Below are 23,672 nucleotides of genomic sequence, written 5' to 3' on the forward strand. Positions count from 1 at the left end.
CTATCCTCGGCACTCGTGTTTCTACGCCTGCTGTATCTGCTGATGGTCCGGTTGTTCGGCTGGTTGACGCTTCTCACACGGGGCGACACCTCCAAGGACGTAGAGATCTTGGTGCTGCGTCATGAGGTCGCCGTCCTGCGTCGTCAGGTCTCCCGACCACGACCAGACTGGGCCGACCGAGCGCTGCTGGCCGCGCTGGCGCGACTGTTGCCAACGCGGCCTCGCCTCCATCGGATCGTGACGCCGGGCTGAACCGTCCCGACTTTGATGGAGACCTTGGTGTGCCCTGGGTTCGATGGAGTCGCGTTTCTGCTCCAAGATCGGAATGGGACGTTCCCTCCGCTCATGGACAAGACTCTCTCCGAGGCCGGGATCAAGGCGAACCTGTATCCGGATGCCGTGAATGAACTCGATCACGGAGCGGTGAGTTCGGTCGTGCCATCATGAGCTTCGCGGCCGCTGCCTCGCATGGAAACCCTGATCGGATGCGAGCGGTAGCCGGCGGGTCTGTCGTCCCGCACCTTGGGGAGGTGTGACGGATGGCAAGGACACGTGTGCAGGTCAGCAGGCGATGCGGCTGTGTGGATGCGGAAACGGGACGTCAGCGAGGCGTGACATGTCCGCGTCTGCCAGCGGATGACGATCACGGCAGCTGGTACTTCGCGGTACAGATACGCGGCCTGGACGGGCAACGGCAGCGCATCCGCCAAGGCGGTTACACCGACCCCGAGGAAGCGCAAGCGGCAGGCCGGGCCCTGGCCGCTGCCGACCACGACGGCGCAGGGGCCGGATGCACGCTCGGGCAGTGGCTGGCACGCTGGCTAGCCACCAAGAACGCCCTCCGTCCATCGACCCGGCAGGGCTACGCGACGCACATCCGCCTCTACCTCGATCCTCGACTGGGAAAGATCAGGCTGCACAAACTGACTTCCCGCGACGTCAACGGACTACTCACGACGCTCGCGTCCCGTCCCTCGCCGACCGGCCGTCGACTGTCACCAGCCACCGCGGTGCGGATCCACGCCACTTTGCGGACCGCGCTGAACGCGGCGGTCCGTGCCCGGCTGATCCCGGTCAACCCGGCCAACGGCGCCGAACTCCCCCGTCCGCGGCGACCGCATCCAGTCTTCTGGACCGCCGGGCGGACGGCCCGCTGGCATCAAGCGGGAGAGCGTCCGGCGGTGGCGGTCTGGACCGAACAACAGCTCGCAGCATTCCTGACCAGCGTCGCACAGGACCGCCTGTACGCCGCCTGGTGGCTGGCCGCGCTGCGCGGCCTGCGCCGCGGTGAGCTGGCCGGTCTACGCTGGACGGACGTCGACCTGCAAGGTGCGGAGCTGACGGTGGCGCAGCAGCGAGTACACGCCGACGGCCAGGTCATGGTCGGCCCGCCGAAGAGCGCCGCCAGCTGCCGGGTAGTGGCCCTGGACGCGGAAACCATACAGGTGCTGGCCCGGCACCGCGAGCGCCATGAGGAACTGCGCGCGACAGCGGATGCAGGCTGGCAGGACTCTGGGTACGTGTTCACCACCGCTACAGGTACGCCACTGCGGCCGGACTATCTCACCGGCCGGTTCCGCCGGCTGGTGGCTGCCTCCGGGCTGCCACCGATCCGGCTGCACGATCTGCGCCATGGCGCCGCCACGCTGGCGCTGGCCGCGCATACCGACCTGAAGGTGGTACAGGCCATGCTGGGGCACGCCAGCATCGTGCTGACCGCCGACACCTACGTCTCGGTGCTCCCGGACGTGGCCCACGAAGCAGCCCGCGAGACAGCCCAGCTGGTGCTGAACGCGGCGTCCGCACTGGGGCGACAGCTCGGGAGCTGACTCAGGATTGCCCCACATTTGCCTCATGCCGCCAACAGACGCGACAGCGTCTGGAGTTTCCGCAGGTGAAGAAGCGCGCCCTGCAGGATTCGAACCTGCGACCGTCGGATTAGAAGCAAGATCTTTAAGTGTCACACCGTGCCGTCGGGTGAGGGTTTGTGCCACCTCAGCACGTTTTGCATGTCAGGCAGCGCCAGAGCCTGAGGATACGTGACGGGGCGTACGAGCACGCACCGAGCACGGCGACCGCCCCAATCGATCATTGCATCGCAGCTACCCGACATGGATTTCGCGCTTCAGCAACGCTAGCACCATCCATGGATACCGGTGGCAGTGCTCGGTACGTGCTCCATCACGTACATCACTTCCGTGGACGCAACCCGGAGCACGTAGCTCCAACGTACGTACAAGGGTCGCAGCGCTCGGCATGTGCTCCACGCCCGAACGCTCCGTCTCTCGCTTGCAGGGGCTCTTCAAGTGCCACAATTACAGGATGCCTGAGTACACGGAGTTGACGCTGGCGGACGGGGCGGCCGTTCGGTTAGAGCTTGCTGCGATCGGCGACTCACCAGGCGCTGCGGCGCACAAGGCGGAGGATCTACCCGACGGTTTCGGGAGTGAAGTTCTGGTTGGTTCCGGGCGGCGTCGAACAGTCCAACTGGCTGTGGACACACTGCGGACCGTGCTCAGCCCGCTTGGGCCACTCCTTCAAGAGGTTCATGACGCGGCCGTTTCCACCGCCAACCCGCCTGACGAGCTCAGTGTCGAATTCGGCGTCCAGATCGGCCAAGATCTCAAAATCGGCATCATCGGCACGCAGGGCCAGGCCACCATGACCGTCTCGGCGACCTGGCGGACCGGCCACTCAAAGGACTGAATGGTGAGCCGACTCAGATCTGGCGGCGTTTCTGCCCCCGTGGTCTCAGTGCTACGCCACGGAGAGGCCCGGGCAGCGGGCGCCGCCGCTCTCATCTCTCGTCATCGGATACTCACCTGCGCGCACGTCATCAACGATGCCCTAGGTCGGGATGATCCCCATTGCTCCGAGCCCCCACCTGTCAAAGACTTCACCCTCGAATTTCACAGCGGCGACGTGGCACCCCACCGGGGCACTGCCCGGGTGTCCGTATGGATAGCGCCGTCGAGTCGCGGAGCGCCGTCGCCCGCAGGTGATCTGGCCGTCCTGGATCTCTGCGAACCTGCTCCGGAGTGGCTGACGCCGATCAGCTGGGGGGACATGGTCCAAGGGCAGCTGCTGCGCGCCTGGCATGGGAGCGGGCAGCAGGTGACGTTCGCTGATACCGAGGTCAAACTATGCGACGGCAGGGTCGGTTATCTCGACGCTCCGCTCGTCGGTGCTGCCATCGGCCCAGGGTACAGCGGCGGTCCCCTCTGGTCGCTGAAACAACCTGTGGCTGTCGGCTTGGTGGTGGCGCACATCATGCCGAACGGGACATCGTTCGATGGGCAGCGACCGGTGCGGCGCAGCCGAGCCCTGCCATGGCAAGCGGTCCGTGCCGAGCTGCTTCGAGCAGGGGCATTGGATGTCGTTGAGGATTGCTCGGTACTGTCGGCGGTCACGCAGGCTCAAGAGGATCTCTTGCCCTCGCTCTGGGCACTGCTCGGTGACCCTGCGACGCGTGCGCTCCATGCCCAGGAGTTGGCGGAGAAACTCGGCTATCCCGTACCCGGCGCCTGCACACCCTCCGTCTCGGAGCTCGCGGCGCAGCTGGCTACGCACAGCCGGGCGCTCGCGACGCTCAGTGAGTCGTTGGCCCTGGCAGCCTTGGACGAGGCAGCGCGGACGGCGTTGACCACGCTGCTGTTGCGCGGCCGGGTCGCCGGCATGGCCTCACTGCTGTCGGTCAGCGAATACACCCGGCTCGTGACCGAGCTGCAGGGGCTCGTCGAGACCAGTCCCACATTGATACCGCGCACTGCGCGCGAGGCCTTGCGGTTCACTCCACTGCCCGAGGTGTTGCATCCATCTCGACTCTCCCCCGATGACATCCCACTCGCTGTGGCGGAGATGGAGGCGTTGTCGGACAGCTCCCCAGTGCCAGACGGGTCGCCGCAGGTGCCGGTCTTGCTCTATCTGGTCGAGTGCGTCGCTGCGGTCGTGGGTGGTCGGGAAAGGACCGTGCTGCAGGAGTGGAGTGAGCGTGTCGCGAAGCGGCTCGGCGTCCACCCCTCCGCGCTGGCGCAGCGCCGAGCAGACGCCGAAAGCTGGGCCACGCACCGATCTGCTTCGGTGGCCGATATTCGAGTAGAGCTGCAGCGTGCGGCCGGGGATCCGGAGAACCGGTATACGTGCAACATCAGGCTCCTCAGCGAAACTGGGCCTGGCGTCTGCCTGCTATCCAAGGACTCACCTCTTACACCGCAGGAGGTCGCGCGGCTCATACGGGACGCGGTTGATGGCATCCAATCTGATCCGGGGCAGGGCAACCGGATCCCCCGGCTGAACGTCGTCGTGGATCGAGCAGGGCTGCATGTGCCCGTTGACGAGTGGCACCCGGGGCAGCGGAACGTGTTCGTCCCCGGACTCCCACTCGGCGTCGAGTTCCAGCTCACGCTCAGTTGCCCAGAAATGAGCGACCTGGTACCGACCCGGGATGGTGAGCAGCGCCGCCGTTGGGCCAGCGGATGCGAAACGCGGCTCGTCATCGATCCCGACTGCAGCGCCGAACAAGTCACCTTGCAGCTGCTACAGCACAGCCACCGCGACACCACTCACGTCATGCTGCGCGGTCCTCATCTACGCCGCACTGGGCTGCTCGACCTGTGCCTTGCCCTGGGGGTTCCGGTGGTGCTGTGGGATCGGACGGCTGAAACGTGCGGGCAGACGTCCCGGCTCGCCCCGTCGCGACTCAGCGGACCGCTGCGCGACTTGCCCGAACAGGTCCGAAGCCTTCGGGCTGAAACGTTCGGCGATCCAGATCGACACGCGGCACGGCCATCGCTGGTGTGGGAGGCCATGGATCCATCCCCGGCGCACAGCCTGCAATTGCTGGACCCAATGGAAGGAACCGTCCCCTCATGACAATGAAAGGCACCGGAAGGAGCACCCCGGACGGCGAATGGCGACTCTTCCTCGGCGACGGAGTCATCCGGCGGGTGGATTTCCCCGAATCCCCGCCGTGGCGACGGTTCGCCCCGTCTCACACGGGTGCCGCCAGACCCATGCCGTACCTCATAGGTGCCATGGAGGCCGACGTGGTGAACGCGGCCCTCCATCTGCGTCGGCCGCTGCTGGTGACGGGCTATCCAGGGACCGGCAAGTCCTCGCTGGCGCACGCCATCGCGCACGAACTCGACCTCGGCCGAGTGCTGCACTGGCCGATCAACAGCCGCTCGACGCTACAGGACGCCCTGTACCGCTACGACGCCATCGGCCGACTGCGTGAGGCGAACCTCCACCATGACCCGCAGAGCACCGGACCGGGAATCGGCGATTACGTCCGTTTGGGCCCCCTGGGGACTGCCCTGCTTCCTCGTGATCGGCCGAGAGTGCTGCTTGTCGACGAGTTGGACAAAGGCGATGTAGACCTACCCAACGACCTGCTGACCGTCTTCGAGGAGGGCACATTCGAGGTGCCAGAACTCGCCCGCCTGCCTGAAGACGAGTCCAGGATCGAGGTTCTGACCGACGACCCGAACGAACGGGTCCCGGTTGTGCGGGGACAAGTCCGCTGCGCGGAGTTTCCTGTTGTGATCATCACCAGCAACGGCGAGCGCGACTTCCCTCCGGCCTTCCTTCGGCGCTGCGTCCGACTCGATCTGCCCGAGCCGGACGAGCAGAGACTTCGCGACATCGTCGAGGCACACCTGGGCGCAGACGCCCTGGAGAGCATCGACGATCTGCTCCGGGCCTTTCTGGGACGGCGGGCGCTCGGCGAGCTGGCCACCGACCAGCTACTTAACGCGATTTTTCTCCGCAAGGGCGGAGTCGACCTTGACGCCGATGGACTGCTGGACGCCGTACTGCACCGGCTCGGTGGGGTGATGTGACACCATGCTCGACCGCCTGCGGCGCATAGCGGCTGAATGCGGGGTAGAGCTTTCCGACGAGGAACTGCTCGACACGCTCTGGCTAGCAAGGCGCTTGCCGCGGAACGGGGAGACAGCCCTGGCACGCGCGGTGCGGTATCTGCAGTCCTCATCTGCTGCCTCTGATGCGGCGCCCCCACCAGCCGCTGCGGGCGAAGCCATGAGATCGGCGGATGCCTCCACAACCCCGAATGCCGGGCGGACGCGGCAATCCGGGCAACCGCTGCATGCGACAAGTGCCTCCGGTGTATCTGGGTCAGGAGCACCCTACCGCGGCGGATGGCCTGCTCTTCCGGTTCGGACGCCCGGCGGCAGGATGCTGGGCGGTCGGGAACTGAGGCTTGGCAGAGCCCTTCGCCCGTTGAAGCAACGACTGCTGGACCGCCGTAGACAAGAGCTCGATGTGGAGGGAACCGTAACCGTCCTGGCCGAGACTGGCTTACCGGACACAGTGCTTCGCCCTGTTCGCACCCGGTGGCTCACTCTTGCCCTAGTGGTGGACGACGGCGTATCCATGCTGCTGTGGCAACGTCTGGCCGCAGAGATGCATGCCCTCATGAAGCACGCCGGCGCGTTCCGCGGTATACGGGTGTACGGGCTGGACAGCCGGAGCTCGCAGGCTCCCGCACTACGCAGCCGTCCCTACGAGGACCGAGGCGTGTCCTTGCCACCAGCTATCGTGAACGATCCGTCGGGAAGCACGCTGGTACTCGTTGTCAGCGACGGCATCGGCACCGCCTGGTGCGACGGTCGGATGCGAACGGTGGTGGAGGCATGGGCGCGGCAAGGACCGACTGCGATCGTCCATGCACTACCCACCCGTCTATGGGAGGGGTCGGGTATCCGCGCCCATCCATGGCGGGTGACGACGCGGCGGCGTGGTGGATCGTCCAGTACCTGGCGAGTGGCCGACCGCGTACTGCCCCCGGCTCTGGTGGCCTTCAGCGACATGCCGGTGCCCGTGCTGGAGCCGCAGCCGGCCGCCATGCAGACATGGGCTCGTGTGGTCGCGTCGCCGGCCATCACCGCCATGTTGCCCCTGTGGATGCACGAGGGACGACCCACTCACGCCGGTACGCCATCACTCGACAGGCCGATGCACAGGAGGCTGTGCTGCGGTTCCGTGATGCAGCTTCGCCCGAGGCTTATCGGCTGGCGGCTCACCTTGCGGCATTGGCACCCCTTTCAGTGCCGGTGATGCGTCTGGTACAGGCGGCCGTGGGCCCACCCACGGACAGCGGACACCTGGCGGAGGCGTTCCTCGGCGGGCTGATGCTGCGTGGCGGTCCAGCCGATCCGGTAGCGCCGGCCCAAGACCGCGTCTTCGACTTCTCCGAGGAGGCCCGGCGCATCCTTTTGGGCACGGTGCCTCCGTATGAGCTGCTGCGCACGACCCGAACGGTCACAGAGCAGCTTGGCCAGTTGGTGGGTCGCTCGCGCGATTTCCCCGCCTGGCTACGCCACCCACAGGGAATCGGCAAAGTGACTGAGGAGAGTCGGCCGTTCGGCTGGCTGGACGCTCGGTTGATGGCACGGCTGGGGGTACCGCCCGTGGCCGCAACCGCTGAGCCGGAGGTGGTCGCAGAACCACGGGACGCGGAGCCACAGACAGTCCCTGAGCGCCTTGAGTACCCGCCCACCTCATCCTCCGGTCGCATCCTCCCTCAGCCGACTGGACAGAAAGGGCTCAAGCACTACATATCCGGAGAACTCGAGCTCGCACCGCCCTGGTCGCCGCTCCTTCCCGAGGATCCGCGTAGAGCTGGCCCGTATCGACTGTACGCCCGCAACAGCGCCGGCTGGCAACGCGTGGTCGTGTTCCTGGCACGCGACGAAGCAGGCCGCACCGTGACGGTACGAGTGCCCTTCCTCGATCAAGAGGTGGCCAAAGAGCTGGTCCGCACCGAGGCAGAAGCCTTGATCCGCATGGCCGGTATCCATGCACCTCGGTTGCTCGGCCGAAGCGCAGAGGACTCTCCCCCATGGCTGGCAGCAGAGTGTGCCCGCGGACAGGGCGAGCGTCTCTAAGACCGCCCCGCGCCTGGTATTCGTACCTTTCTTGAGCAGCGCAGAACACGAGACACTGGGCTCATCCTGCGTATCGCGCTCGAACTGGCGACGGCGCTGCAGCAGGCTCACGGCGTAGGACTCGTCCATGGTTCACTGACACACCGTTCCGTGCTGATCACCGGTCAGGGCGTGCAGATCGTCGGCTGGATGACCGCCTCCGTGGACGGGGTGCCAAGCAGGGTGCGCAATCTTTTCCTCCGCGACCACAACGATCAACCCCTCCGTGGGACGAGCACCGAAGCCACCACGGAAAGTGATATTCACTCAGCGGGGACGATCCTCCTCGCCTCCGCCACGGGCCAGTGGACCGGCGACTTCAGCGCCAAGACTCTGCGCTGCGCCTGGGAACGGTCCGGCATGGACAGATCGCTCGGCAGGGTCTTGCTGAACTGCCTGGGCGCAGACCTGGCGGACAGACCGACAGCCGCCGAACTCGTGGAAACGTTCACCGCACTGAACGACGATCTATCGATGGCGAGCACGACTGAACCTGCTGCCCCCCGGACATACGCCGCGGAGGGTTCCGTTCAGCTTCACGACCGTAGCCGCCCCGCCTATCGAGACACGTTCACGCTGTTGAATCGTGTGACGAATTGCCACATTTTCGAGGGCGATGGCACCCGCCCCATCCGAGAGGAGAACGTGCGGGTCCTCCATCACGCCGGGCGAGTCGAACAACCCGCCATCGTCCGGAAATGGCGTCGTGAGATCGAGGAAGAGGAGACACGCAAGGCCGCCGCCGGCCAACCTCACAGGTGGAACAGTCCGCGATTCGCCATAGAGGGTGTCACCGTCGGGCGCGGCCAAACCGGTGACGAACCCGTTATAACCCTGAGGTTGAGCGATGCAGATTATTACGATTTTCTCGCCGTCTCAACCAACCTTGATCGCCCTCTGCCGGAGGGAAGCGGCACACTCCGCACGGTGTACCTGGAGAACTCCGACCCGGTAGCAGTTCCACCATTCCTTTCCTGCAGCATCGGAGCAATGGTGGCGGTGGAGACCGGAATTGATGGCAAGTTGCTCTTCGCCCGTCGTAGCAGCAAGGTCGTGGGACATCCCCTGCGGTGGAACGCGAGCGTCAGTGAAGGACTTTCCGCGTCTCTCGACGTTCCCTCAGATGGTTCGCCGATCAGCCTGCATGATTTGGCGCGCCGAGGGCTGAGAGAAGAACTGGCGGTCCATTCCGAGGAAGCTTTGGACCTCGAACTGCTCGGTTTCGGCTTGGATCTCTATCTCCATCAATGGGTGGCTTTCTTCCGAGCGGTCCTCCCCAGCCTCAGCGAGGAGGACCTGAGGAGGCGATGGTCCCGGGGCATCGTTGACAGATGGGAACACGACGCGTACGCCTTTGTACCAGCCACCCCCGACGACGTCCTCGACTTCATCCGGCAGCAACCAGAGACGGCGTGGACCTCGTGCGCGCCCGCGCTGTTCTACCTGGCGCTGGTACGCGGTGCTGTGCTGCGCCGTGGCGGAGACCCAGCAGGACGCCTCGACGTGCACGCCGCGGAGCGCCGGGTAATGGAGCGCAGGTCAGAGTCAGCCGATCCGGGCTAAGGCCTGTCCTGCTCGAAAACACGGCCTCGTGCTGTGAACTGGGGTTTTGCTGCGCGTCCAGGGCAGACTGCGACCATCGCCAAGTGTTGTTGTCGCCGGTCTATCGATTGCTGAGGAACCTCTTCGGCCTGCTGACGATCCTGGTTCGCGCTGATCTGTCCAAGGACGTTGAGCTGCTGGTTCTTCGTCACGACAACCAGATGCTCCGCCGCGAACTCGACGGCCGGCCGCAGTGGGACCACGCCGACCGGCTCTGGCTTGCAGCGCTATCGCGGCTGGTCTGCCGCCACCAGTGGACGAAAATCTTCCCGGTCACTCCAGCGACGATCCTGCGTTGGCATCGTCACCTGGCAGCCCGTAAGTGGACCTTCACCAACAGTGTGCCTGCCGATAATCACATCCGCCCAGGTCATGACCCTGCGAGGGCTTCGCGAGCTCTGATCACCCGGGAGACGGGAGCGCGTACGGCAGGATGATCGGCTGTGCTGCTTCGCCTGGCCCATCTGACCGTCACGAACACGTTCGCCGCGCTGCGGTTGCTGCCCATGGGCGATCGAGACAAGGACGTGGAGATCCTCGCCCTGCGTCACCAGATCACCGTCCTTGAACGCCAACTCGGCGCCAACACCAGACTGAGATTCGCACCCGAGGACCGAGCCTTCCTGGCCTCTCTCCTGACCTCGCTGCCCCGGGAGGTCCTGCGTCGGCTGGGGCTGCTCATCCAACCGGACACCGTGCTGCGCTGGCATCGCGATCTGATGCGACGGCGTCATGCCCGTACGTGCCGGCCGAAGCGACGTGGGCGCCCGCCCACCGTCCAGTCCATCCGCACTCTCGTCCTGCGCCTGGTCCGGGAGAACCCCGGCTAGGGCTACCGGCGGGTGCATGGCGAGCTCGCCATGCTGGGTATCAAGGTCGCGCCGTCCACGGTGTGGGAGATCCTCAAGCAGGCCGGTCTTGATCCAGCACTCGAACGAGCCTCCACCACATGGGCCGGCTTCCTGCGCTCGCAAGCCGACGCCCTGCTGGCCGCCGATTTCATCGAGACCATCACCCTCAACGGGCAGCGCCAGTACATCCTGGCGGTGATCGAGCACGCCACCAGGCAGGTCCGTGTGCTCGGCACCACCCCGCACCCGAGCGCAAGCTGGGTCACCCAGGCGATCAAGAATCTGGTGATGGATCTGGACGATGCGGGCTGCAGGGCGCGGTTTCTGATCAGAGACAGGATGGGAAGTTCCCGGCCCTTACGGATGCGATTCTCGCCAAGGCCGGCATCAAGACGGTGCTCACCGGTATCCGGATGCCGCGGATGAACTCGATCAGGAGCGGTGGGTGCGGTCGTGCCGGTACGAGCTTCTCGACCGCTGCCCGATCTGGAACGAACGCCACCTGCGGCACGCCTTGCGGGAGTACGAACGGTTTTACAACCAGCACCGGGCCCACCAAGCCCTGAACCAATCCGCCCCGCTGCGTCCCGCCCCGGACCCGATCACGGACCCCGAGCGAATCACCGACCTGAACATACGCCGACGAGACCGGCTCGGCGGCGTCCTCCACGAATACTCACATGCCGCTTGACCAGCATGGACGGAATTTTCGGCAGGCACAGCGTCTACCCAAATCAACCCTCAGCTCAGCGGCAGGCGTCAATGATGCGAAGCCTAGGAAAAAAGTTCGAAGAGGAAAGGCCGCCAGCCAGCACGCGAGAATCCAGAAATCGACACTTGAAGGATGAAGGCATAAACCGCACCCTATCTACGATGCCGACCTCACCTCCTAAGCGGATTAACGCGCGGTGAATGCAAATTCGAACATGTCGTTCATTCCGGACTCAAGGAAACGGGCAGATTTGGAGTAGTATTCGATGGCTCTCGCCAAGTCGGCCTCGCCGATTAGTCGGGTGAGCTCATCTCGGTTTGAGTTCAATCTCAAGACGAAGTGCTCCAGTGTACGGATATAGTGTGCAGCCAAAGAATCAGAAACCTCAACGTCGAATCCGGCCGCCGTGGCCAGATCTATGATCTCACCCTTAGGCATGACGCGGAAAATGCGTCGCTCCGCCGTCACGGAGAGCATGACCATAATTCCATCCCGCGGAAGGAGGCCACGACAGTGCGAGAAGAACAGCCGTTTGTCAGAAAAACTCTCAAATGCGTTGATACAGATAATCCGATCAACCGATTCGGTGAACTCCTCCCATCGCTGGAGCCTAAAATCAACGCATGGCACTGTTGACTGTTCCTTTTCTCGTCTAGAAGCATACGAGTACTGTTCGATCTCGATAGTGATTCCAGTGGCCCTGACCTGATATTTCGTCGCGGCGGCTCGCACAGCAGCGCCCCAACCGCAACCAACATCGAGTAGTCTCATATCCGGTTCAAGTTGACACTTCGCCAGTATCTCATCGATCTTGGCGACCTGAGCAGACTCGAGTGACACATCGTCACTACTGAAGTATCCCGAGCTATGGTTGAGTTGAGAATCCAAGAATAACTCAAAGTATTTTGTTGGTTTCATGTCATACGCGCCTTACGTTTCTAAGAAACTTTTTGAAAAAAATTCGGGGAACAGAGATTTGAGGCCAGACGCAAGTATGTGCTAAGCCCCTGGAATTTATAGTACTCACCTCGAAATCTAAGGGACCGCCAGAGGTAAGGAGCATCCTCACGACCGTCATGACTGATGGCATCACCAACTGTGATCAGGCCGATGTCTGTCCTGCGGCCGTACAGCGTCGTGGCTTCGTTATGACACGCCGTCGAAGGAAGCCTGAACCGAGCACAAGTTATAGAAGATCATTGGGGCGAAGAACCCTCCGCCGGCTGACACAAAGCTGTGCTCGCCGGCCGTCCTCTCGCTCAGCAGGCTCGAGCCTGGGATTGACCGCGCCTCGGAAGTGTTTTCGGCAGGCGTGACCGGATGATGAGCTAGGCTCCGGACAATGTTCAGCGGGACCAAGCGCACGCAGGTGTCGTTGCGCAGGTTGGTGAGCAACTCCTGGTGTTCTCGGCCATGCCCGCAGCTCTCAGTCATCTTGAGTTGGAGCTGCTCCGTGTAATAGCGGTGTGCATTTTCCGCCATCTGCAGCCCATATGTGTGCCCGTTGCGAGACACTCCCACCTGGTAGGCATGTTCAACGGTCGCCTGGCACCGTTCGTCCCACGATGATGTACCGAGAGCAACCTCCTCCGGAGTCAGCCCCTCGAATCTCAGTGAACGCGCTCTCGCACTAGCTTCGTCCGAGAGTGCCGAACTGGTTGTCACATGATCTATCAGTGCGTTCCAGAATCGCCCCAGTCCTACTCGCTCTATTTCCGCAAGCGGGGCGGTCCACGCAAATTCACTGCCGGATTCAAGTAACAACACCAAGTCGTTGACGTCCTTCTGTCTGCCCATGAAATCGCCAGCGCAATTGCCGACCAGCAGCGGTAGGTTGGCGGACGCGTCAAGGGCGTGGAGGCCTTTGTCGGGGACGCTGCAGTCAGCGAGTGCGCAGTGCCTGATGGTTCACGTGTTTGGGAGACTGCCCGTGTTATGGTGAATCCTTGGTCCTATCGAACGCCTCTTAAACCGCGCTCAGGAATGTGCTCCTTAACATAGCCAGCGCTCCTCATTATTCGCTGCCGAGGGATTCCAGTCGGGTCTGCCAAGTCCACGCTTGCGTCGCAAAGCCAGGATGGAAGCGGAAATCTGCATCGACTGCACTTGACCTGCGGGACTGCGGAGCACCGGCATGGCCAACGGTAGGCGACTACGCAGAAGGGAATCATGATATCGAACTTCAGCAATCACCCCCTCTGCATCCTTGTCCGTGGCGTTGTCGGCAGGCGGTAGGGAGCGTAAGGCCCGTGCTAGGCGAGTGTCCTCAGTTGCTAGCCTCACCTGCAGTTCAACGTCGTTCATTCTCCTTGACATCCCTATTCCACGCTGCTCGCACACGATCAGTGCCCGCAGCGCGAGAGACCCAGTTTCGACGCAGAGCGGCCAGTCACCGTACTCAAAGGCCGCATCAAGGTCTGTTATTAGAGATTGAACTACGAATGCATAGTGCCATGACATATCGGCACCATACGTTATTATCCACGTGATGTCGGCGCCTTCGTCGCGGGAACCGTAACCTGTGGTGATATCCATCGATCAAGATCCCTTCGGAGGCTGTCGTTGTCTATCATCAGATCCAGTTCAGCTCTGCGAAGCGCCTCCAGCAGGCGTTTACATCCAAATTCTGAGACAAGGTCGGCAACCTTCCCTTCTGTGGTGCACCAGTCATCCAGCACTCGGTTGTGACGGTTGACGAGTCGCTGTCGCCCCGCGAGCTGGATTGTCTCAGCGCCGGCCGCCAACTGCACGCGAGTAACTTCCCATTCATCGATGGCTGGGAAGTCGCACCGCTCCGCCATCCTGCGGAAGGAGTTCTCGTTTTCAGCCTCATAAGAGTTCGACAGGCCGAGCCTGCGGGCTCGGGATGCCAACCACTTTGGACTGGTAGTCACATCCCCTGCGGCGCGGCATTGGACTTCAAGGAGTCGGCGAGATGCCTGGCGCCACAGGTATGACCTCGCCGCCGCATCAGCGCCCTCAGCTAGGCGTGCAGCAGCGATTAGGGCGATCAGCGCGTCGTACGCATCCCGTACCAGGATCGGCAGGATCCCCGAACTCTCACGCGCGTCGAAAATCCGGGGAGTCGCGTCATCCAGGGGTACCGCATGGAGCCAGCGTGCCACCCAGCGGCAGGCCTTGCGGCGGAGACGCGTGTCTAGCGAGATGCGGCCGATGGGAGTGTCGGCCGTGGTCATGTTGCGCGCCCGTTCCTTGACTTCTGTCGCCCACCGCGCGGGATAGCATTCAACATCGACCATCACGTTGTTCACAAAATACACATGCGGCCCGGTCGTTGCCGATAATTCGGGGCGTATGACGTGGATATCCACGTCGCTCTTCAGGTTGCCCAGCCCCGAGGCCAGCGATCCTACCAGATATGCATTTCCCTGCATCATCTCTCGCGCGGCAATCTCAAGTATAGCCTGTGCCGTGAGACCCACAATGGCGAGAGCGCCTGGTGCAGTGACTCCGAACGGTTGGATCGAAAGTTGGGAGCTTTCGTCACTCAATGCATTGCCTTCCAGTTGAACCACCTGCCTTACATCCGGAAGATGCGCCGGCCCGTCCTTCACTATGGAGAGCTGTCGGAATGCTTAACGAGGTGCTGCCCGGAGGGCAAGGCGTGCCGCCTCATACAGGTTCTCTGGCACGTGCAGCGCTGACCAGCAGACAACTGCCTCCACCGTTGTATCTGATACGCGCCAGCGCTCTATCTGAGATAATAACTAGCCTTCCAGAGTATTGGAAGAGCGGAACGCCTGGATCAGGCTTCATGTTTGATATGCCGTCTGACATCACCCCGGCGGCGAGTTATTGGCAGAGAGAGCTTCGATCCCCATACGACATTCGTAGATCCGGTGGGCGATTTTCGATGCGGTGGTTTCCATCATCGCGGGCTCGTCCCGCCGTGTGATCGCGTCACTTGGTGAGCGGATCGAAACCTGGACGCAACCGGTAGGCCTTCGCCTGCAGGCGGTACAGCTCGCTGTATCGGCCGCCCGATGCCATGAGCTGCTCGTGGGTGCCCTGCTCCACCAGGCGCCCGCGATCCAGCACGAGCACCAGGTCGGCGCCAGCGACGGTGGAGAGCCGGTGCGACACCACCAGGGTCACCGCGCCGTGGCACTTGGCCAGTTGTCTGGCCCGCTGCATGTACTGCTGGAAGATCGCGTGTTCGCTCGGCGCGTCGAGCGAGGCGGTGGGCTCGTCGAGCATAAACAGCAGCGGGTCCGGCCGCATGCTGGCGCGAGCGAGCGCTGTCTTCTGCCACTGACCTTCCGACAGTTCGACGCCACCGTAAATACGCGATAGACGCGTGTTCAGACCACCGGGCAGGCGCGCCACGAACCCGTCCGCATCGGCAGCCTTGATCGCCGTGAGCAGTGCCTCGCCGTTGGTCAGGTGGGCGATGTCGCCAAGACCGACCGCCTCACCAAACGTCGTCTGCGGATATCTGCCAAAATCCTGGTAAGCAGCGCTGGTGCGCTGCCGCCACGCCTCGGTATCAAGGTCGCGTAGCTTGACCCCATCGACGGTGATCGCACCAGATTGTGGTTCGTAGAACCGGCTGAGCAGCTTGACAAGCGTGGACTTGCCCGAGCCGAACTCCCCGACCAGCGCGACCACGCTACCTGCCGGCAGCAATACACTGACCTCGTCGAGGGCTGGGTGGTTGGTAGCTGGATAGGTGAAGCTGACACGCTCGAGGCGGATCCCCTCGCACAGGCGGGCCGGCGGCTGCCGGTCGCCGGTGCGGGCGCCCCGCTCAGCATCCAGATAGGACCTGAGCCAGAGGTACGGCTCCAGATAGATACCTGCGCTCATCGTGGTGGTGAGCTGCCCGACTGCTGCCTGGACCGTCTGCTGTAACGTGATCGTCAGTGTCACCACCAGGACGACGTCACCGACGGACGCCGTGCCCGAAACGGCCCCCTGTGCAACGGCACCGAGCGACGCCACGAAGCCGACAACGAACACGGTCCAGCCCACGCCACGCAGCCACGCCGCACGCAGGCGGGCCTCGTACCGGCCCTGCGTCGCCGCGGCCATCGCGTCTCCCTGCAAGCGCGCCACCACGGGACCTGCCTGGGCGGTTCGGATCTCCTTGCCCGCACCAGCATCCGTCGCGATCTCGAACAAATGCCGCTGCAGCCGAAAGGACTCGGCCGTCGCCGTCTCAGCCGCGCTCTCTATCTCACGGCCCTTGCGATCGCACCACAGTGGCGCGATCGCAAGTATCAGCAGCATCAACAGCCACTCACTGACCGCGCCGAGCAGTAGTAACATGACAACCAGTTGCAGCACCGTGAACATGGCGCGCACCGCAGTCCACATGCCGGTCACCAAGCGTCGGGGCGCCCCCCGCAGCACCGTGACCCGATCCAGGTAGTCGCTGCGCTCAAGGTGCTCGATCCGTTCCAGGGTGGCGATGTCGCGTGTGAGCCGGTCCTCAATGACGACGCTGATCTTCTCCACCACCAGGAACAGGCCAACAAGCCCGTGCAGCCGGTTGAGGACGAGGACCAGGGTGCAGGCGAGCGCTGCAGCGACTGCGGCGACAACGGCCGGTGTCGTCTGATGGGTGACCAGTCCGTCGACCGCGGAGCGCATGGCCAGCGCAATGCCGATGCTGGCCACGGCCGAACCGATCTCGATGGCGAAGACTCCGGCAGTCAGCATTCGAGCGTGCCGCCACGAAACGCCCAGCACCTCGACCCACAAGCGCAGGTAGCGGATCATGCAGAGTCTCCCTCGTCGAGCCGGTCGTCGAAGCCCTGGTTGAACCGCTCCGCCTGAGTGGTGAACAGCTTGGCGTACATACCGCCCTGGACCATCAACTCGGCATGGGTGCCCGACTCGGTGATCCGTCCGCCGTCGAGGAGTACGATCCGATCGGCCAGTCGTACAGTCGACAGCCGGTGTGAGATCAGCACGACTCCGGCGTGACTTCTGTGCTCGGCCAGTCGATGGAACACCTCGAACTCAGACTTGACGTCGAGGTGAGCGGTCGGCTCGTCGAGCACGAGCAAGCGGGCACCACCCTGGAATGCATACATCGCCCGGGCAAGCACCACCTGCTGCCACTGCCCCCCGGACAGGTCAGTGCCGCCCTTGCGCGACCTGGCGAGAGGGGTGCCCCAGCCCTGCGGCAGGTCCGCGAGGATCCGGTCGAAGCCGGACTCGGTTGCGGCGCGTTTAGCGCGCTCGCGGTCAGGTCGCGCGGAAGCATAGCCGAGTACCACGTTGTCCAGCGCGGACAGGTGGTAACGGACGAAGTCCTGGAAGACCACCGACAGGCGAGCGCGCCACTGTGTCAGGTTCACAGAAGCAAGATCGACACCATCGACGGTGATGCGACCCGCAGTTGGTTGATACAGGCCCGCGAGGAGTTTGATGAGGGTGGACTTGCCCGAACCGTTCAGGCCGACCACGGCTAGCAGCTCTCCCGGTTTGATCTCCAGATCCAGGCCCTCGAGGACGGCGCTGGCGGTGCCGGGGTAAGTAAACGAAACATTCTCGAAGCGCACCAGCGGAGCCGCCATAACAGTCTGCCACGTCCGTGGTTGCGGCTCCGCCTGCGCTGCGGTCGTCAGCTCGGTACTCAGCTCGGCGAAGGCCCGGCAGCCGGGGATCGCGCCCTCGATCTCGAGCGCGTCGGCGAAACCGAGCAGGCTGAGGATCGCCCAGCCTGCCCCGAGCACGGCGGCGGCGGCGGCCACGCTGCCGCCTGGCTCGTCGGCCTGCCGTACGATCACTCCGAACGCCAAGAGCAGCGGGGGTCCGACGACTGCGCCGATCTTCCACTGGTGCAGCACGCTGCGCAGGCCTGCGTGCCACTTGGGTCGCGACATCGCCATCACCTGCTCCTGAGCGCGGTCAACGGCCCAGTGCTGGAGCCCGAACGTGCGGCTCTCCTTGCCGCCGGTCCATTCCACCGCCAATCGGCGCCAGTGATCTGCCTCAATTCCCGCCAGCACGCCCAGCCGCTCGATCTCGATGTGTTCCAGGAACTGCCGTCGCCAGATCGATCGGCTCAGCATCCCGGGAAGGATCACCAACGGTGCCAACCACCACGCGAAACTCGCAAGCACCGCAGCGGAAGCGAGCACACCGACCCAACGAATAATGAGGTCGATCTGGGCAGTAGCGCCTTGCCCGGGCGTGCGCTCGGCCCAGAACTCCGGATCGGCACGGGCGATGCGCAGCAGCTCACGAACCCGCGGCTGCTCCAACGTCCCGATTCGTGCGCTCGATGCCGCCAGCTCCGTCAGCATGGATCGTCTTGCCGCATCGATGCGTTGCGTCACCAGGTACATGATCGGCGCCGATGCGGTCTGCGCAAGGCGACCTGCCAGGATGACCGCTCCCAGTACGGCCAATGCACTGGCCGGCGCGGTGCCGCTCAGCAGACTACCCACCAGGTTCGCCATGGCTAACGCCATGAGGGCAGGCGTTGCGCTGACGATCAGCTGCACGGCGATGAGGGCAACGACAGCGCACATCCCTGCGTGCCGCAGCTCGCGCAGTAACATGCGCCGGTCCTCGATCATGCGCCCAGTATTCATTTATAGATCAAATCCCCAATCACGGTGCGTGCCCATGTGAAAAACTCTGGGATGCTGCCGGCCAAACGGTCATGTGGTTGCATTAAGGCGATTGAGCAACCATCGCCGAATCTGTTCCCGGCTGGGGAAGCCAACCACCTGCCGCAGATACTCTGCACTACCAGAGGTGGCCGCGTGCCGGTCGGGCACACCGACGCGCAGGAAAGGCACCCCATGTCCGGACTCCGCGATTGCCTCAGCCGCAGCGCTGCCCAGGCCTCCGATGATGTTGTGATCCTCATAAGTGATAACGGGTATTCCTTCGGCGGCAATGGCCGTAACCGCCCCTTGGTCGAACGGCTTGATGGTGTGCATGCTGACCAGACGCACCCGCAGACCGTCCGTACGCAGATCCTGCACCAACTGCCATGCCTCAGGAAGCAAGTGGCCCGTGGCCAGCAGCACTGCCTGGTCACCGTCACACAGGACGGCGGCGCGCCCGAGAACGATCTCGGTGCCCGCTGGGTGCAACTGTGGTAGCTCGGCCCGCTCCAGCCCAAGTCGCATGTACACCGGGCCGTCAAGCTCATGGCACTGCCTGAGGAGCGTCGCGAGTTCGGTGAGGTCGCCGGGCGCCACGATGGTGAGATTCGGCATAGAACGCAATGCGCCGATGTCATCGATGACGACACCGGCCATTCCTGCCGGACCTCGGGTATATCCGGCGCTGGTGCCGATGAGCCGGATGCGCGTATTGGCGTAGTCGACGTCCCATCGGATCTGATCGTAGGGGCGGAATATGAGGAAGGTGCAGTTGTTCCAGAAGTACGCGTGCCTGCCGGTGGAAGCGATGCCTCCGGCGATGGACATGCCGTTCTGCTCGGCGATCCCCACGTTGAGGCAGAAGTTTGGAAAGTCGGTAACGAACGACTCGGTCCCCGGCAGATTGCCATCGGCTTTGATGAAATAGGTGTCCCCGGCGGTCACCGCGCGCTCCCGCAGGAAGTTACCGATCACGCCTCCGGCCGAGATAGGTGACGCGGGCCTGGTCATCGCAGGCCCCGTAGGGTCCTGACAAGTTCAGGCATGGTCAGCGACCGGTAGTGCCAACCAACCTCGTTCTCCATCATTGAGACGCCCTTGCCCTTGACCGTGTGGGCGATGACCGCCTTGGGGCCGGGCGCAGGCTGCTGAAGCGCCTTCTCGAGCGCGTCGACGTCGTGGCCGTCGACGTCGATAGCGGTCCAGCCGAAGACAGCGAACCGTTCCGTCAGGTTGGACATGTCCATGATCTCGTCAATGGTCGAGGACCCCTGCAGCCGGTTCGCGTCGACGATGACGACGAGGTTGTCCAGAGCCAGTGCGGGAGCCAACATCACCGCCTCCCACACGGAACCTTCCTGACACTCGCCGTCGCCAATGAGGACGAAGGTCCGGAAGGGCCGGGACTCGCGCTTTGCCACCAGCGCCGCGCCGATCCCTACCGAGATGCCCCGCCCAATCGAACCGGAGGACATCTCGGACCGGATCGCGCTATTGGTGTCGACAATCGGTGGGAACGCGCTTCCCTCGGTGTTGTACGTGGCCAACAGCGCCGGGTTGAAGAAGCCGCGCAGCGCGGCCACGACGTACGTAGAGGCAGCGCAATGTCCCTTGCTGACGAACAGCCGATCCCTGTCCGGGGCAGCCGGATGCGCCGGATCTACGTTCATGACACGAAAGTACAGCGTGTACAGAATTTCGATTACCGAAAGGTTGGGTGCGATGTGAAACCCATTCGATTTCGCTATCATGCGAATCATGTCGCGGCGCAGCTCGTTTGGCGCGAGCATCACAAGGGCCCCTTTTACGGTGCGATGATAACGGTTGGACAGGCGGTGGGCTGCCGGGATGATCTGGTGGCAGGGACGCGGTACCGCCGAGACTGACGCGTCCGCGCCACCGGGCCGATGGTGGGCCTTACACGATGACGCCTAGACGTAGGAGCTCACTGCGGCAGAAGTCGTACTGCTCATCACGCATGACTCGCCGCTTGGCCTCCGTCGCGGAAACCCGCTGCCGACCGAGGCCGAACCAGAATCGGCCAGTCTCAGGGTCGGTGGTGAGCGAATTGGCCTTCGCGACCGGCCCGCGGACCATGAGCGTGATCGTCTGCGGCATCGTCGTCGTACAGTGCACGATGTCGTGATGCAGGGTGTACGAGTCCCCCGCCCGCTCCGTCGTCCGGAATGTCTCGTGCACTTGGATATCGCGTCCCCGGGGCAATCCCCCGTCGGCGGTCAGCTCGGAGGGGTCCAGCGTCTCGTAACCCCCCGTCGTACGGTAGAACACGTGATCGTAGTGGCCGGTCAGCAGCAGGGTAGTGAAGGACCACCGGTGGTTGTGGGGGTGTCCGGTCTCCTTGTCCGACCACAGGTGCAAGCGGATCCGGAAGCCCCGCTCGGGTGCGTCATGCAGGACCAGCTTGTCCAGCGTGCGGTTGTGCTCGCACATATCACGCAGTGTTGAATCGTGAACGACCCGGTCCACCAGCACGCCCATTGCCTGCTTGTCAGCTGCGAGCGCCACCAGGAACTGTAAGTTCTGCGTGTGGGTCTTCTCGATGTCGTTCCAATCGTCGACCCGATAGGTCGCGAGCTCTGAAAGCATGATGCCTTCCTCCTGACATTGCGTCGGTGTCGCCATGTGCGGGGGGAGTTGGTTCGTGCGGAGTGGGATCGTCTCCCTGTCTTCATTGGGTGGTCCCTTACCGCCGTACTCAGCCGGCCATTCTGGGAGCACGCTCGCAGATCAGGACCTGGATGGCAGAGGTGTCGGTGAGCGGCTCGCCACCAAAGCCACCATGACACTCGCGGATCGCGAAGCCGGATCGTTCGAGCAGGGGACACAGCTGGTCGAAGGGGTACATCCGGCTGACCCGGGTCGCACGCTCGACCCTGCCGTCATCACTGAACTCATAGTCGAGTTCGTCGGTAAGGATCCGAGACGCGACATCGTAACTGCGGCGCCCGCGCACTGTCACATCACCCCTGCCAGCCGGGTCCAGGTAGCCGAACCGGGGACGCCACTGCCCGTCGGCGATCGCGGTCTCCCGCGCAGGCAGGACGAGATCCATTGCGAACGTGCCTCCGGCGTCGAGGTGCCGCCGCGCTGAGGCGAAGCAGCTGAGCACGTCGTCGTCGGACAGCAGGTGACAGATGCTGGAACATGCAATCATGATGAGGTCGAACCGCTGGTCAAGGTCGAAATCCCGCATGTCGCCGACCAGGAACCGGGGCCCGTCTGCACCGGCCTTCGACTTGGCGCGTGAGAGCATAGCCTGAGCGATGTCCAGGCCTACTACGTCGATGCCTCGCGCGGCGATCGGCAGGCTCAGCCTGCCGGTGCCTGCGGCAAGTTCGAGCACCCGCCGTCCGCTCGCTTCGGCCAGATCGCACCAAAACTGCACGTCGTGCACGTAGTCCTCGTAGCGGCGGTCGTAGTGGGCGCCGTCGTAGTAGCGATTGTTCACGTGCTGCCACGCAGCGTCGCCGAGTGCTTCGAGTCGCACGCCTTAGCCCTCAATCCGAATCGGATCAGCTGGTGGCCCCTCCACTAGCAGCCGCTGCAGCAGCGAGACGAACCCCCCGGGGCGAAACGTCTCGTCTGAGGTCGCAATCTGTGCCGGGGCCCACCAGCGGATATCGCGAATGACATCCTTCTCATTGGCTGTCATGAAGTCGTACGAAAATTCCGTCTGCCGGCTGCGGCACAGAAAGTAGCGCTCGTGTGACAGTACCGGCCCGCGTGACAGGAGCAGTTCGAGTTCGCGCACCCAGATACAGGGCCCGATCTCGATGTCACGCAGTCCCGCTTCCTCGTATAGCTCGCGGGCCAGTGACTCCTCCGCCGTCTCACCAGCCTTCGTGCCGCCACCGGGAGTAACCCAATAACGCAGGATGTGCGGGTTACGCGGATCCACCGGTGTCTTGTCCTCGCACCGCAGCAGAACGATTTCACCCGCCTCGTTGATTACGACACCGCGTGCCGATGGCCGAACCTGCATCACGACCTTTCTGGGACGATTAGCGCCATCGAGCGGGAATGCGTACCGACATCGCGTCGCCAAACGCGTCTCGGCTGCGCGCCCCCGCGCCGCCATTGACTTCCCTCGAGTTCGGCTGCCATTCACCAGCTGCCGAGATGAGGAACGAATCTAATACCCGTCGATCACTGTAACCCATTCTGGAGCGTTCGAGTCATGCGATATTGTGGCGAGTCCGCCATATACGTCCCTTACATGCCGAATCATTGACCTCTTTCATCTCAGGCGGCCTGTGCGACACGGTGGTTCTCAAGGACAGCGATGGCCTTGCAGAGGTGGCTGGCCTTGGATGGGCTGCAGCCTGCTTGCGGAGGATCTTCCAGCTCTTCAGCTGGGCGTTCGCCGGGTCCGCGGAGCGTGGCGAGGGAGCGGTTGGCCTGCTTCTGGGACTCGGGCTTGTATTGCCCTTCGCCCTTGTACGGGTGATCACGAGACCTTCGGTCCCTTGATACGCCTTGTCCGGCCAGGGGGATGATCCCGGCCTTCTCAGTACGCGCAGGATGCCTCGGATGCGGGCGGCGCTCAGGTCGTGGGCCTTGTCGGGCAGCGCTCCGGAGGTCCACAGGATCGTCCCGTTCGGCGAGGCGATGACCTGGACGTTCATCCCATGCATCCGGTGCTTGCCGGAGAAGTACGGCCGGGCAGCCTTGACCCGGCCGGCGTGGATCAGCGTGCCGTCCAGCACCAGCAGGGCCTGCTGGCCACGGTTGAGCAGCCGCCAGATCGACCCGATCACCTTACGTCGGCGCTGGATCATTCCGGCGACGTAGTTCAGGGTCTGATGCGACAAATCGACGGCCGCACGATAAAACAGCATGCGGAGCCCCTGGTTGCGACGGCGATGGATGTGGTGATCAACCCGTCTACTAGGGGTTCCTCGCTTCGCCAGGCGAACGTTCACCTCGCGATCATGCCGTGACCAGCGGACCA

At 63.6% G+C, this 23,672-nt stretch carries 22 protein-coding genes; 11 read left to right on the top strand and 11 right to left on the bottom strand.

Annotated features, from left to right (window positions below; translation table 11 throughout):
* The first annotated feature begins 15 nt into the window (after positions 1-15).
* The 11 genes from ACIBK9_RS28625 (at position 16) to ACIBK9_RS28675 (ending at position 10,825) form a co-directional block, all read left to right on the top strand.
* Entirely contained in the window at positions 16-252 is a 237-nt protein-coding gene (locus tag ACIBK9_RS28625; protein WP_397162009.1) for a hypothetical protein, read from the top strand.
* Between the two features lie 302 nt (positions 253-554).
* Positions 555-1,829, top strand: a complete 1,275-nt coding sequence (locus ACIBK9_RS28630) for a tyrosine-type recombinase/integrase (protein ID WP_397162010.1) — start codon at positions 555-557, stop codon at positions 1,827-1,829.
* Positions 1,830-2,322: 493 nt separating this feature from the next.
* Positions 2,323-2,706, top strand: coding sequence for a CU044_2847 family protein (locus ACIBK9_RS28635; RefSeq protein WP_397162011.1), 384 nt, complete (start codon positions 2,323-2,325; stop codon positions 2,704-2,706).
* On the top strand, positions 2,707-4,872 hold the full coding sequence (locus tag ACIBK9_RS28640; RefSeq protein WP_397162012.1) for a trypsin-like peptidase domain-containing protein: 2,166 nt from the start codon (positions 2,707-2,709) through the stop codon (positions 4,870-4,872).
* Positions 4,873-5,033: 161 nt separating this feature from the next.
* Positions 5,034-5,840 carry an AAA family ATPase gene (locus ACIBK9_RS28645; protein ID WP_397162013.1) on the top strand — a complete coding sequence of 269 codons (807 nt, stop codon included), beginning with the start codon at positions 5,034-5,036 and terminating at the stop codon, positions 5,838-5,840.
* A gap of 4 nt (positions 5,841-5,844) precedes the next feature.
* Positions 5,845-7,077: an SAV_2336 N-terminal domain-related protein gene (locus ACIBK9_RS28650; RefSeq protein WP_397162014.1), complete on the top strand. Its 1,233-nt coding sequence runs from the start codon at positions 5,845-5,847 to the stop codon at positions 7,075-7,077.
* Positions 7,077-7,907 (top strand): hypothetical protein, encoded by an 831-nt coding sequence (locus ACIBK9_RS28655; RefSeq protein ID WP_397162015.1) that lies wholly within the window; start codon positions 7,077-7,079, stop codon positions 7,905-7,907. Before ACIBK9_RS28650 ends, ACIBK9_RS28655 begins: the two co-directional genes overlap by 1 nt.
* A 150-nt stretch (positions 7,908-8,057) precedes the next feature.
* Positions 8,058-9,509 carry a hypothetical protein gene (locus ACIBK9_RS28660; protein WP_397162016.1) on the top strand — a complete coding sequence of 484 codons (1,452 nt, stop codon included), beginning with the start codon at positions 8,058-8,060 and terminating at the stop codon, positions 9,507-9,509.
* Between the two features lie 83 nt (positions 9,510-9,592).
* Positions 9,593-9,985, top strand: coding sequence for a hypothetical protein (locus tag ACIBK9_RS28665; RefSeq protein ID WP_397162017.1), 393 nt, complete (start codon positions 9,593-9,595; stop codon positions 9,983-9,985).
* Between the two features lie 6 nt (positions 9,986-9,991).
* The gene (locus ACIBK9_RS28670) at positions 9,992-10,378 is read left to right on the top strand and encodes a hypothetical protein (RefSeq protein WP_397162018.1); all 387 of its coding nucleotides are present in this window, start codon (positions 9,992-9,994) and stop codon (positions 10,376-10,378) included.
* A gap of 30 nt (positions 10,379-10,408) precedes the next feature.
* Entirely contained in the window at positions 10,409-10,825 is a 417-nt protein-coding gene (locus tag ACIBK9_RS28675; RefSeq protein WP_397162019.1) for a hypothetical protein, read from the top strand.
* Positions 10,826-11,297: 472 nt separating this feature from the next.
* Here ACIBK9_RS28675 and ACIBK9_RS28680 read toward each other — a convergent pair whose 3' ends face one another.
* From ACIBK9_RS28680 to ACIBK9_RS28730, 11 genes are all read right to left on the bottom strand, one after another.
* Positions 11,298-12,029, bottom strand: a complete 732-nt coding sequence (locus ACIBK9_RS28680) for a class I SAM-dependent methyltransferase (protein WP_397162020.1) — start codon at positions 12,027-12,029, stop codon at positions 11,298-11,300.
* A 228-nt stretch (positions 12,030-12,257) separates the two neighbouring features.
* Complete coding sequence (locus ACIBK9_RS28685; protein ID WP_397162021.1) at positions 12,258-12,908, bottom strand: hypothetical protein; 651 nt, start codon at positions 12,906-12,908, stop codon at positions 12,258-12,260.
* A gap of 680 nt (positions 12,909-13,588) precedes the next feature.
* Complete coding sequence (locus tag ACIBK9_RS28690; protein WP_397162022.1) at positions 13,589-14,647, bottom strand: hypothetical protein; 1,059 nt, start codon at positions 14,645-14,647, stop codon at positions 13,589-13,591.
* 385 nt (positions 14,648-15,032) lie between these two features.
* Entirely contained in the window at positions 15,033-16,853 is a 1,821-nt protein-coding gene (locus ACIBK9_RS28695) for an ABC transporter ATP-binding protein (protein ID WP_397162023.1), read from the bottom strand.
* Positions 16,850-18,664, bottom strand: a complete 1,815-nt coding sequence (locus tag ACIBK9_RS28700) for an ABC transporter ATP-binding protein (RefSeq protein ID WP_397162024.1) — start codon at positions 18,662-18,664, stop codon at positions 16,850-16,852. Before ACIBK9_RS28700 ends, ACIBK9_RS28695 begins: the two co-directional genes overlap by 4 nt.
* Before the next feature lie 84 nt (positions 18,665-18,748).
* Entirely contained in the window at positions 18,749-19,675 is a 927-nt protein-coding gene (locus ACIBK9_RS28705; RefSeq protein ID WP_397162025.1) for a transketolase family protein, read from the bottom strand.
* Between the two features lie 32 nt (positions 19,676-19,707).
* Positions 19,708-20,490 (bottom strand): transketolase, encoded by a 783-nt coding sequence (locus ACIBK9_RS28710; protein WP_397162026.1) that lies wholly within the window; start codon positions 20,488-20,490, stop codon positions 19,708-19,710.
* A gap of 127 nt (positions 20,491-20,617) precedes the next feature.
* The gene (locus tag ACIBK9_RS28715) at positions 20,618-21,307 is read right to left on the bottom strand and encodes a hypothetical protein (protein WP_397162027.1); all 690 of its coding nucleotides are present in this window, start codon (positions 21,305-21,307) and stop codon (positions 20,618-20,620) included.
* 109 nt (positions 21,308-21,416) lie between these two features.
* The gene (locus ACIBK9_RS28720; protein WP_397162028.1) at positions 21,417-22,208 is read right to left on the bottom strand and encodes a class I SAM-dependent methyltransferase; all 792 of its coding nucleotides are present in this window, start codon (positions 22,206-22,208) and stop codon (positions 21,417-21,419) included.
* Between the two features lie 3 nt (positions 22,209-22,211).
* Entirely contained in the window at positions 22,212-22,703 is a 492-nt protein-coding gene (locus ACIBK9_RS28725; protein ID WP_397162029.1) for an NUDIX hydrolase, read from the bottom strand.
* Between the two features lie 193 nt (positions 22,704-22,896).
* Positions 22,897-23,643, bottom strand: a complete 747-nt coding sequence (locus ACIBK9_RS28730; protein WP_397162030.1) for a transposase family protein — start codon at positions 23,641-23,643, stop codon at positions 22,897-22,899.
* Between the last annotated feature and the right edge of the window lie 29 nt (positions 23,644-23,672).

This window comes from Nonomuraea sp. NPDC050227 (assembly GCF_044459705.1).
Classification (GTDB): Bacteria; Actinomycetota; Actinomycetes; order Streptosporangiales; family Streptosporangiaceae; genus Nonomuraea.